Origin of the sequence: Actinoplanes sp. OR16, from assembly GCF_004001265.1 — a bacterium.
Lineage (GTDB): Bacteria > Actinomycetota > Actinomycetes > Mycobacteriales > Micromonosporaceae > Actinoplanes.
Genome location: NZ_AP019371.1, coordinates 1,954,203 through 1,965,788 on the forward strand (window position 1 = coordinate 1,954,203; position 11,586 = coordinate 1,965,788).

Below are 11,586 nucleotides of genomic sequence, written 5' to 3' on the forward strand. Positions count from 1 at the left end.
TCAGGCGTGGACCCGTGCGACGTACGCGTCAGGGTCGCCCAGCTCGTCCAGCCGAGGCAGGGTCAGCGGCGACTCGAAGGCCCTGTTGAAACCGGCCATCCCGACCCGGTCGACGACGCCGTGCACGAACTTGCGGCCCTCCGCGTACTGCCGCATCTTCACGTCGACGCCGAGCACCCGGCGGATCGCCTTCTCCAGCGGGTTGCCGCTCTCCCGGCGCCGGTTGAACTTGGCCCGGATCTCCTCGACCGAGGGGATCACCTCGGGACCGACGCCGTCCATCACGAACTCGGCGTGCCCCTCGAGCAGCGTCATCAGCGCGGTGAGGCGGTCGAGCACCGCGCGCTGGGCCGGGGTCTGCACGATGTCGAGCATCGACGTCCGGCTCTCCGGGTCGCGGACCGCGTCGGAGAGGGTGGCGACACCCCGGCGCATCCGCTCCAGGATGTGCTCGCCGCCCTGCGACGCGTCGACGAACGCCTGCACCTCGCCGAGGAAGTAACCCCGCATCCAGGGCACCGCGGTGAACTGGGTCCGGTGGGTCACCTCGTGCAGGCAGACCCAGAGCCGGAAGTCCCGCGGGTCCGCCTCGATCCGCCGCTCCACCTCGACGATGTTCGGCGCGTTCAGCAGGAGCTGGCCCGGCTCGCCGGAGAACACCTCGTATTGCCCGAGCACCCGCCCGGAGAGGTAGGCCAGGATCGTCCCGGCCTGGACCCCGGTGACCCGGGACCCGATCGCGTCGGCGAACGGGCCGGGCGGGGTGTCCCCGGAGAGCCGGCTCACCAGCGGGCCGATCACCCGCTGGAGGCCGGCGATGTTCACCTTCGCCCAGTCGCGGCGGTCGACCACGCGCACCGGCGGGACCTCCACCTGCGGTGTCAGCCCGGTGTAGGCGGCCACGTGCCCGGCGGCCTCCTCGGTCAGCGCACGCAGGTCGGCGACGACGTGCGTCGCCTCCTCCAGCGTGACCGCGGGGCCGGTCTTCGAGAGCGCGCCCGCGGTGGCGGCGGCCAGATCCCAGTCAACGAACTGCGCCATGCAGCCCACCGTACCCGTGCCACTCCAGACCGCACTCCGGTGAAACCCCCGGTTCAGCAGCCGCACTCCACCAGCCGGGCCGCCACCTTGTCGAGCGCAGCCCTCGCCGCGACGGCACTAGCGCCACCGACCGCCATGATCGCGAAGACCATGACCCGCCCGTCCTTGTTTACCAGCACGCCGGCCAGGGTGTTGACCCCGCTCAGCGTGCCGGTCTTGGCCCGGACGATGCCCTGGGCCTCCTGGTTCGGGCTCGGCGTCACGAACCGGGTCCGCAGCGTGCCCGACCAGCCGGCCACCGGCAGGCCGGTGAAGAGGGCGCTGATGTTCGCGTTCGAGCCGTTCGCGGCGAGCGCGAGCGTCCGCACCAGCAGCGTCGGGCTGATCCCGTTGTTACGGGAGAGCCCGCTGCCGTCGTAGAGGTTCGCCTCGTCGGACGGCAGGCCCAGCTCCTCCAGCTTCGCGAGCATCGCCTCCGAGGTGCTGTCGAAGCTGGCCGGCTTGCCCGCCGCCAGCGGCACCTGCCGGGCGACCGCCTCGGCCAGCACGTTGTCGCTCTGCTGCAGCATCCAGTCGACGATCTGCGCGAGCGGCGGCGAATCGACCCGGGCCAGTTCCTTGCCGGGCGTCCAGGCGGCGGCGGGCGCGGAAGGGGCCGCGCTCGCGGAGCCCCGGGCGGGTTCCGGCGCCTTCGCCGCCCGCACCGACGCGGTGACGCCGATGGCCTTCGCGAACAGCTTGCCGGCCGCGGTCGCCGGGTTCGTGTACCGAGGGTCGCCACCGAAATCGTTGTGCACCGGCTCGATCCGGCCGCCGTTCGTCATGAACGGCTGGATCCGGGCGACCTGCCCCTCCGCGATGTCGCCGGAACTCCAGCCGGTCGCGGTCTCCGGGCCCTCGTAGAGCGACAGGTCGACGTAGACCCGCGTCGCCGGGGTGTCGCCGAGCGCCTTCTTCACCCGCGCGGCGAGCGTGTCAAGCCGGGCCGCGCCGGGGAAGAGCTGGTTGCCGTCCACCGACATGGTGGGATCGCCGGCACCGACGATCACGACTTCGCCGGGGTTCTCGCCGGCCACCACCAGGGTGGTGAGCCGGTAGGCCGGCCCGCGTGCGGCCAGCGCGGTCGCCGCGGTCAGCAGCTTCGTGGTCGAGGCGGGCGTGGTCGGCACGTCGGCGTTCTTGGCGTACAGCACCGTCGAGGTCGCCGCGTCCAGCACCGAGACGTGCACGGTGTCGCCGAGCGCGTTCGCGCTCACCAGCGGGTCGAGGGCGGCCTGCACCGCCGCGGTGTCCGGCGTCGCGCCCTCGGTCTCGGCCGCGGCCAGCACCGGCGTCGGCGCGGGGTCGGGCGTGCGAGCGGCGGCGGAGGGGGTGGTCTCCGCCTCGGCGCCGAGCCATTCGTCGACAGGTCCCGGCCGGACCACCAGTCCCACCGCTGCGATCAGGGCGAACAACACCACAACGGCAAGGACCGAGATCGATTTGGTACGGGACTTACGCCCGGTTTCCGCTTCGACCGGGTCCTTCCCGCCCTCAGCCGGGGCCGCGGCGCTCGTGCTCCCCACCGGACCGTCACCTGATCCGCGCCCGCTGCTCGCGGGCGCGGGCGAGGTGGGCCGGGTGGTGTTCAGCGGCACCGAGGCGCGCCCGTAACTGCCCCCCGACGTCGGCTTGACCTCCGGCACACCGTCGACGCCTGCGACCGGCGCGGCCGGCGTCTTCGGGATCTGAGCGGTCGCGTCGCCGGGCTGGCCCCAGGCGTCTCCACGGTCCGGAACAGCGGGCGCCGAGGAGGCGCGCACGCCCGGCAGTTGCGCCGTGACGTCGCTACCGGCCGGAGCCTGACTCTGCGCGGCACCGGCCTGGGCTGCGGTCGGCTGCGCGATGGCGGACTGGGCGGCGCTCGGCTGCGCGATGCCGGACTGGGCTGCGGTCGCTGCGATGTTCTGCTGCGTCGGCGGGTCGGTGGAACGTGGAGGGCCCGCGCTCCAGGGATTCCGCGGAGCGTTCCAAGATCCGACGGGGTTGGGGCCGCTCGGCGGATATTCCGTGCTCTCCGGCGAGTTCACGGCGGGAGCGGGCGTCGCCGACTCCGCGCCGGGCTGCATCACGAACGACGTGGACGACCGCCCGGCACCCGCCGGCTTGGACGGCTGCGACTGCGAATCACGACCAGCCTGCGCACCGGACGACGGCTGCTGGACCGGAGCCGGCGCCACCGAAGCACGACCAGGCTGCGCTCCGGACGAAGGCTGAGGCGGCTGCGGAATCGAGGCGCGACCAGGCTGCGCACCCGGCGAGGGCTGACCAGGAGACGCCTGCGAGCCAGGTGACGACTGAGCACCGGGAGACGGCTGCGCGCCCTGAGACGGCTGCGCGCCCTGCGACGCCTGCATGCCCTGGGACGGCTGGGCGGACGCCGTCGGAGGCTGACCGCTCGACGGCGGGCGCGACCAGTCGACCGGCGGCACCGAGGCGCGGCCGGGCGGCGGCGATGTGCTCGCGCGGCCGGGGATCTGCTGGGTTCCGCCGGCCCAGTTGTAGCCGGCCGCCGGATCCGAGATGGGCGAACCGGGCCACGGGACGGTGCCCGGAGCGCTGGCGCGGCCTGCCGTACCGGGTGACTGCGGCGCGACGGGCGGCTGACCCGGCGCCGTCCCTGCGGCCGGCTGCCAGGGCGACTCCTGCCGCCGCGGCCCCGGTGCGGGATCCTGCCAGGGGAAAGGCTGTCGATGCGCCTGCTCACCCCCGGTCGGCGCGGTCACTTCCGGGCCCTGCTCGGATCCGGGCACGACGGACCTTCCGGCGGCCCTTTTACCCTGATCGGCACCGGATTGCGAACTCGACACGCCGTCATTGGCCGCGCCTTCATGTGAATCTTGCCTCGTCACACGCCCCTCCTCGCCCGTGGCGTCAGACTTAGGGGAGACTAGCGACATCCGGCACACCGTTGCGCGCGGATCCTGCGGGCCTGCTCCATGCCCCCGCTTCCCCGCCCGGTGAACCGGTCTACTCGAGCGGGCAAGCAAAAGGGGAGCGGAATAATGGATTTCGACGTTCTGGTTGAGATCCCCAAGGGGCAGCGCAACAAGTACGAGGTGGACCACAAGACGGGTCGTATCCGGCTCGACCGGACCCTCTTCACCGCGACACAGTATCCGGCGGACTACGGCTACATCGAGGGCACCCTGGGCCAGGACGGCGACCCGCTGGACGCCCTGGTGCTCATCCAGGAGCCGACTTTCCCGGGCTGCCTGGTCCGTGCCCGCGCCATCGGCATGTACCGGATGACCGACGAGAAGGGCCGCGACGACAAGGTCCTCTGCGTGCCTTACGAGGACCCGCGCCAGGAGCACCTGCGGGACATCCACCACCTCGGTGAGTTCGACCGGATGGAGATCCAGCACTTCTTCACGGTCTACAAGGACCTGGAGCCGGGCAAGTCGGTCGAGGGCGCGACCTGGGTCGGCCGCATCGAGGCCGAGGCCGAGATCCGCGCGTCGTTCAAGCGCGCCGAGGCCGCGGAGGCCGAGGGAGAGCACCACTGACCGACGCTCCCCGAAACCGCTGACGACCGCACCTGCGGGGCACGACGCCTCGCAGGTGCGGTCGTATCAGCAGCGTTTGTCGCGTTCAGGCGCTAAAAGCCGGAAAGTGCCGTGTACAGCCCGGCCACTGCGCAGGCCACCGGGATCACCGCGATCACGGCGACGCCTTCCAGCAGGTCGGCGGCCCTGCTCAGGTAGGGCGACGGTGCGCGGTGCTCATACCTCGTACCGAGAATGATCGTGACCGCTGCGATCAGAAGGACCACCGCGGTGAGGCCCGGCAGCAGGCCGGCGTCCCATGACGTGGTGAGGATCAGGTCGGCGCCGAGCACGGCGAGGCCGCCGAGCCCGGCGACCAGCAGCGGGATGCGCAGGCGGGCCGTCACGAAGAGCCGGGCGCGCAGGATCAAGGCGGTCGCGCAGACCGCGATCAGGGTCCGGGCGGAACGGGTCCCCTCGGCCGCCAGCAGGGCGAACGCTGCCGCAGAGGCGAGTGCGTGGCCGACCAGCAGGCCGGTCAGGAGTTCGTCGGCGCGGTCGACCGCGGCGAAGACGGCGGCCCGGTCCGGCGGTTCGTCATCCGCGGAATCCGGCCTCCCGGGGCCACCTGACGGCCGGGCCGGCGGCGGCAGCGGCATCCGGCCGAGCCGGACGGCGAGCACCGGCAGCACCCCGAGCCCGCAGACCAGCACCGAGATCAGCATCGCCGCCGCGGCAGCCGGTGACGAGGCGGCGGCGAGCAGGGCGGTCAGCGCGCCGAGCAGGCCGGCTGTCGCGCCCGCTACGAACAGCCGAACCCCGGCGGCGATCCCGAGGACGCCGATCACCGACGCGACGAGCAGCGCCACCGATCCGGCCGGGGCGCTCCATCCGGACGCGGTGAGGCCGGCGCCTCCGCCGAACGCGTAGACCAGCGCGTATCCGCCCAGCGCGATTCCCGCGGGCGGTGACCCGTACGACCGGGCGGCGATCACCCCGCCCAGCAGGAGAAGCGCCGCCGAGACCAACCCGGCAGCGCCGTGGCCGGGGCCCACCCGGACGAGCGCGATGACGCCGAGGGCGAGCGGCACACCGGCAGCGACGAGCGACGCCGTCCGGGTGGTGGCGGGAGTCCAGATGCCGCCACGCCGGCGGGCCCCTTCGGCGACGGCCTCGACCACGTCGTCGTACTCCGCCTCCGGCCACTCGTCGCGGGCCGGGACGAGGTGCAGCACCTCGCCGTCGCGTACCCCCTGGATCTCCAGACCCTGACCGGTCGCGAGGACGACCCCGTCGGCGCGCCGCAGCACCCACCCGCCGTGGTTCTCGCCCTGATCGGCGAGGTCTTCGCCGGCGTGGCGGAGAACGTCGGGAAGCAGCTCGGCGAGGGGCACCCGCTCGGGCAGGGAGACGTCCACCCGGCGTTGCGGCGCACTGATCGTCACACGTGCCAGACCGGTGCTCACCAGGCACCTCCCGAACGGGCAGGAGTTTCGTCCACAGGCACGAAATCGATGCTGCGGAATGTCTCGAACTCTACCTAGAGTCGTGATTGCCTCGCTACGGAGCGCAACAAGATCGGAGTCCGATGGGGACGGTCATGATCCGCCGTCAGCCGCGCCGCGCGGGACCGCCGATCCCGTCCGGCGAGCTCGCGGCCGAGGCGCCGCCGGTGATCCCGCCGCTGCCTTCCGGGCGCTGGCAGCAGTGGCTCCTGGCGCTGCCGATGCTGGGCGGCACGCTGGCCATGGCGATGATGATGGGACAGGGACAGACCGGGCCTTTCCCGTACGTCGTGGGCGCCCTCTTCGGCATCTCCTCCCTGGCGATGCTGACCATGTCGTTCGGGGCGGCCGGATCGCCGCGCCGGGCCGAGATGATCGCCGCCCGGCGGGCGTACCTCAGGCACCTGGCGATGCTGCGCCGCCGCGCCCGGGACACCGCCCGCCGGCAGCGGATCGGCCTGTTCTACCGGCATCCCGACCCGGATCGCCTCTGGTCCACCGTGTCCAGTCATCGCCTCTGGGAGCGTCGTCCGGAGGACTCCGACTTCGGCGTGGTCCGGATCGGCCTCGGCCCGCAGACGCTCGCCACGCCGCTGACCACCCCGCCGTCCCGGCCGACGGACGAGCTGGAGCCGATGACCGCCGGTGCGCTGCGCCGGTTCCTGGACGCCCACGCGATCGTCCCGGATCTGCCGGTGGCGATGTCGCTGCGCGGTTTCGCCAGGATCCTGATCCGGTCCGGCGACGACGGCCCGGCCGCCCGCGCGCTGACCCGCGCGATCCTGGTCCAGCTCACCGTCTTCCATCCGCCGGACGACCTGCGCATCGTGATCTGCGCCGGCCCCGCCGCGCGCGACCGCTGGGAGTGGGTGAAGTGGCTGCCGCACCACGGCCACCCGGCCCGCGCCGACGCACTCGGGCCGGAACGGCTGTTCGGCGACGCGGACGAGCTGGACGGCCTGCTCAGCGACCTGCTGGCAGGTCGTTCCCGGTTCACCCCCGGCGAACGCACGTCGACCGTGCCGCACCTGGTCGTCGTCGCCGACGGCGTGCAGCGGGTGGTCGAGCCGGGGCTGGACGGGGTGACGGTCATCGACCTCGTCACCGTTCCGCCACGGGTGCCCGACGACGCGACACTGGTCCTGCGGATCGGCGAGGACGGCGGTCTCACCACGTCCACCGTGGACGAGCACGGGCCGGTCGGCCGGGCCGACGGTCTCTCGATCGAGCAGGCCGAGGCGGTGTCCCGGCGGCTCGCCCCGCTGCGGCTGGCGACCGGCGCCGAACCGGCCGGGCCCGCGGTGATCGCCGACCCGGGACTGACCGAGCTGCTCGGGATCGGAGATCCGGCCGCGTTCCACTGGACCCACCGGTCCGACCGCGACCTGCTGCGCGTGCCGATCGGGGTGGACGACGGCGGCCGGCCCGTCGAGCTGGACCTCAAGGAGTCGGCGCAGGACGGGATGGGCCCGCACGGGCTGCTCGTCGGCGCCACCGGGTCCGGCAAGTCGGAGCTGCTGCGTACGCTCGTGCTCGCTCTGGCGGCCACCCACTCGCCGGACACGCTCAATCTGGTGCTGATCGACTTCAAGGGCGGCGCCACGTTCGCCGCGATGGACCGGCTGCCGCACACCGCAGCGCTGATCACCAACCTGGCCGAGGCGCTGCCCCTGGTCGACCGGATGGCCGACGCGCTCGACGGCGAGCTGATCCGCCGGCAGGAGCTGCTGCGGCGGGCCGGGAACTTCGCGGGCCGGCGCGAATACGAACGGGCCCGCTCGTCCGGCGCCGCCCTGCCGCCGCTGCCGTCGCTGCTGGTGATCTGCGACGAGTTCGCCGAGCTGCTGCAGCGCAAGCCGGAGCTGCTCGACCTGTTCCTCCAGATCGGACGAGTCGGCCGCTCGCTCGGTGTGCACCTGCTGCTGGCCAGCCAGCGTCTCGAGGAGGGCCGGCTGCGCGGGCTCGACACCCACCTGTCCTACCGGATCGGGCTGCGGACGTTCTCGGCGCTGGACTCGCGGGTCGTGCTCGGCGTGCCGGACGCGTACGAGCTGCCCCGCTCCCCCGGCCACGGGTTCCTGAGATCCGGCACCGAGCCACCGATCCGGTTCCGCGCCTCGTACGTCTCCGGCACCCACCCGCGCGCCCGAGCCCTGCCGCCGGGCCTCTCGCACGTGCTGCCCTGGACCGGCCGGCACGTGCCACTGCCGGCCGAACCCGCCGGGACCACCGCCGGCGAGAGCCTGGCCGGCATCCTGATCGGCCGGCTCGCCGGTCATGGGCCGCAGGCACACCGGGTCTGGCTGCCACCGCTCGGCGACTCCGCTTGCCTGGACGAGATCCTCGGCCCGGTCGTCGTCGAACCCCGGCGCGGCCTCACCGTCGCGGACCCGGCCCTGCGCGGGAACCTGCAGGTGCCGATCGCGCTCGTCGACAAGCCCCGCGAGCAGCTCCGCGACGTGCTGTGGCTACGGCTGGCCGGGTCGGCCGGGCACGTCGCCGTGGTCGGCGGCACCCGCAGCGGCAAGTCCTCGGCGCTGCTCACGCTGGTCTGTTCGCTCGCGCTCACCCACACCCCCGATGAGGTACGGGTGTACTGCCTCGACTTCGGCGGCGGCACGCTGGGTGTGCTCCGGGGTCTGCCGCACGTCGGCGGCGTCTTCGGGCGGCTCGAGGACGAGGGCGTCCGGCGGACCGCCGGTGAGATGGTGGCGCTGCTCGCCGAGCGGGAACGGCGGGCCGCGCCGTTCCAGGCGCACGTCCTGCTGGTCGTGGACGGGTGGTCGACGCTGCGGGCCGAGTTCGAGGAGCTGGAGCCGGCGTTGACCGATCTCGCCACGCGCGGTCTGGCGTACGGGGTTCATCTGGTGGCGTCGACGACCCGGTGGACCGACTTCCGGCCGGCCGTGCGGGATCTCTTCGGCTCGAGGGTGGAGCTGCGGCTCGGCGACCCGGTCGACTCGGCCGTGCATCGGCGGGCGGCGGCGGACGTACCGGAAGGGCAGCCGGGCCGCGGCGTGACCGACCGGGGGCTGCACCTTCTCACGGTGCGTCCGGAGGTCTCGCCGATCGGCGACACGTCGAGTCTGGTCAAAGCGTCAGCCGGTGCGTGGCGTGGACCGGTGGCGGCGCCGGTGCGGTTGTTGCCGGCCGTCGTGACGTACGACAGAAGGCTCGTGGAAGTCGGAGAGAACCTGCGGATCCCCATCGGGATCGCGGAGGCCGACCTCGGAGTCGTGGAGCTGGATTTCGCGGCCGACCCGCACCTGCTCGTCCTCGGCGACGCGGAGTGCGGCAAATCGTCGTTCCTGCGCGCCCTCAGCACCTCGCTGACCAGCCGGTTCCCACCGGACCAGGCTCGGATCATCCTGATCGACCATCGACGCAGCCTCACCGACGTGCCCGATTCAGAACATCGCATCGGGTACGCCGTTAGCGCCGCGCAGACGACCGATCTCATTCGGTCAGTGGCCGTCTACATGGAGCGGCGCAAGCCCGGTCCCGAGATCACCGCGGCGCAGCTGCGCGACCGCTCGTGGTGGACCGGACCGGAGCTGTTCGTCCTGGTCGACGACTACGACCTGGTCGTGGCCGGGCCGATGAATCCGCTCGAACCGCTGCTGGAACACCTGCCGCAGGCCCGGGACATCGGGCTGCACCTGATCCTCACGAGGCGTACCGGAGGCGCCGGGCGGGCCCTGTACGAGCCGGTCATCCAGCGGCTCCGCGAACTGTCCACGCCGGGACTCGTGATGTCCGGCTCACCGGAGGAGGGTGTGTTACTCGGCACCGTACGACCGGAACCACTACCACCGGGGCGTGGCCGCCTGGTCACCAGGCGTGAGGGAACGCGGCTCATTCAACTGGCGCACCTGCCGCCGTTTCGGGATTCGGGGAAATCAGCAGACGCGGAGTGCGATTAGGCCGGGCCGACCGCAGCGACACGCCGTCCGTTGGGAGTAATCTCCCTCCATCGACTGACCACCCGTTGAACCGGAAGGCGGTGCTCGTTGCTCTCCCACCGGATGGGCGCCGCCACACTCGCCGGCCTCATGGCGCTCGCCTCCGGGAGTCCCGCCTTCGCTGCTACCCCATCGGATCCGGGTGCCGTCGAGCCACCGGCCGTGTCGGCTGTGCCACTGGCCGTGTCGACCTTCGGGACACCCCTTCTCGCCGAGCCGGCGATCACCACCGACGACTCGGTGCGGACCGATCAGTGGCAACTGCAGGCGCTCGACCTCGCCAACGCATGGTCATATGCGGACGGCGCAGGTGTGACGGTCGCGGTCATCGACTCCGGTGTCGACGCGCACCACCCCGACCTCGAAGGCCAGGTTCTGCCCGGAATCGATCTGGTGAACACGAAGGCGGACACGGTCACCGACCCGGTCGGCCACGGCACCACCGTCGCGGGTCTCATCGCCGGCCGCAACGACGACGACGCCGGCGTGATCGGCGTCGCGCCCAAGGCCAAGATCCTGCCGATCCGGGTGCTCGACGAGGAGAACCGCTACGACGACGCGCTGATCGTGGCGCAAGGCGTCCGCTGGGCCGTCGACAACGGCGCCAAGGTGATCAATCTCTCGCTCGGTGGCAGCGGCTCCAGCGCCACCCTGGCCGCCGCACTCGACTACGCGTTCGCCAAGGACGTCGTCGTGATCGCCTGCACCGGCAACGCCAGCGCCTCGTCGAGCGCCGACAACACCGGCGTGTGGTACCCGGCCCGCGAACCCGGCGTGATCGCCGTCGCCGGCATGGAACGCGACGGCAGCACCCTGTGGGACGGCTCGATCACCGGCAGGGAGACCGTGCTGACCGCGCCGGCCACCAACCTGGTCGGCGCCCGCGGTCCCGACGACTACTGGCGGGTGCAGGGCACCAGCTTCGCCGCCCCGATGGTCTCCGGCGCCGCCGCGCTGATCCGTTCCCGCTGGCCCGACATGCCGGCCGGCGAAGTCGTCAACCGCCTGATCAAGACGGCCGACGACCGCGGCGAACCCGGCCGCGACCCGGTCTTCGGCTTCGGCCTGGTCAACCCGACCGCCGCCCTCACCGCCGACGTCCCGTTCGTCACCGACAATCCGCTCGACACCACACCCCCGCCCGGTGTGGCCCGTTTCGGCAGCGCCCCGGTCTCCGGCCAGTCCGGTGAAATCCCCTCCGGCACCGACCAGCAGGGGTCGTCGTGGAGCGTCACGCCGGAGAAACTCACCGCCAGCTCACCAGCCGCCGCCACCAACGCGGGCGGCTGGGCCGCCCCCGCCGAACCGGTGACCGAAAGCCACCGGGGCCGCTATCTGGCGATCGCGTTGTTCCTCCTGTCGGCGCTGGCGGCAGGCTTCACCGTCCGCCGCTTCGCCACAACGACTGGTTAGGCCACCGCCTGTCTGCTGCGGGCTCGTCGCACGCTGGTCTGCTGTGGTCTTCGTCGTCCGCCTCACTGCTGTGGCTTCGTTGCCCGCCTCACTGCTGCGGGCTCGTCGCACACCTGCCTGGCCGCACGCGCTGCCGCC

Annotated in this window: 6 protein-coding genes; 3 read left to right on the top strand and 3 right to left on the bottom strand. The window is 72.6% G+C overall.

Annotation, left to right across the window (positions count from 1 at the left end):
• Both EP757_RS09075 and dacB read right to left on the bottom strand, forming a co-directional pair.
• Complete coding sequence (locus EP757_RS09075; RefSeq protein WP_127543846.1) at positions 1–1,041, bottom strand: zinc-dependent metalloprotease; 1,041 nt, start codon at positions 1,039–1,041, stop codon at positions 1–3.
• 53 nt (positions 1,042–1,094) lie between these two features.
• The gene (gene dacB / locus EP757_RS43785) at positions 1,095–3,833 is read right to left on the bottom strand and encodes a D-alanyl-D-alanine carboxypeptidase/D-alanyl-D-alanine-endopeptidase (protein ID WP_232050429.1); all 2,739 of its coding nucleotides are present in this window, start codon (positions 3,831–3,833) and stop codon (positions 1,095–1,097) included.
• A 252-nt stretch (positions 3,834–4,085) separates the two neighbouring features.
• Between dacB and EP757_RS09085 the strand changes: the two genes are divergently transcribed.
• Positions 4,086–4,589 (top strand): inorganic diphosphatase, encoded by a 504-nt coding sequence (locus EP757_RS09085; protein ID WP_127543848.1) that lies wholly within the window; start codon positions 4,086–4,088, stop codon positions 4,587–4,589.
• Between the two features lie 92 nt (positions 4,590–4,681).
• On the opposite strand, the gene eccD is transcribed toward EP757_RS09085, so the two are convergent.
• A complete protein-coding gene (gene eccD, locus EP757_RS09090; RefSeq protein ID WP_127543850.1) occupies positions 4,682–6,034 on the bottom strand; it encodes a type VII secretion integral membrane protein EccD in 1,353 nt (450 codons plus the stop codon).
• 122 nt (positions 6,035–6,156) lie between these two features.
• Here eccD and eccCa point away from each other — a divergent pair, with 122 nt between their 5' ends.
• Positions 6,157–9,996 carry a type VII secretion protein EccCa gene (eccCa, locus tag EP757_RS09095; protein WP_127543852.1) on the top strand — a complete coding sequence of 1,280 codons (3,840 nt, stop codon included), beginning with the start codon at positions 6,157–6,159 and terminating at the stop codon, positions 9,994–9,996.
• 129 nt (positions 9,997–10,125) lie between these two features.
• Entirely contained in the window at positions 10,126–11,448 is a 1,323-nt protein-coding gene (gene mycP, locus EP757_RS09100; RefSeq protein WP_232050654.1) for a type VII secretion-associated serine protease mycosin, read from the top strand.
• Positions 11,449–11,586: the final 138 nt, after the last annotated feature.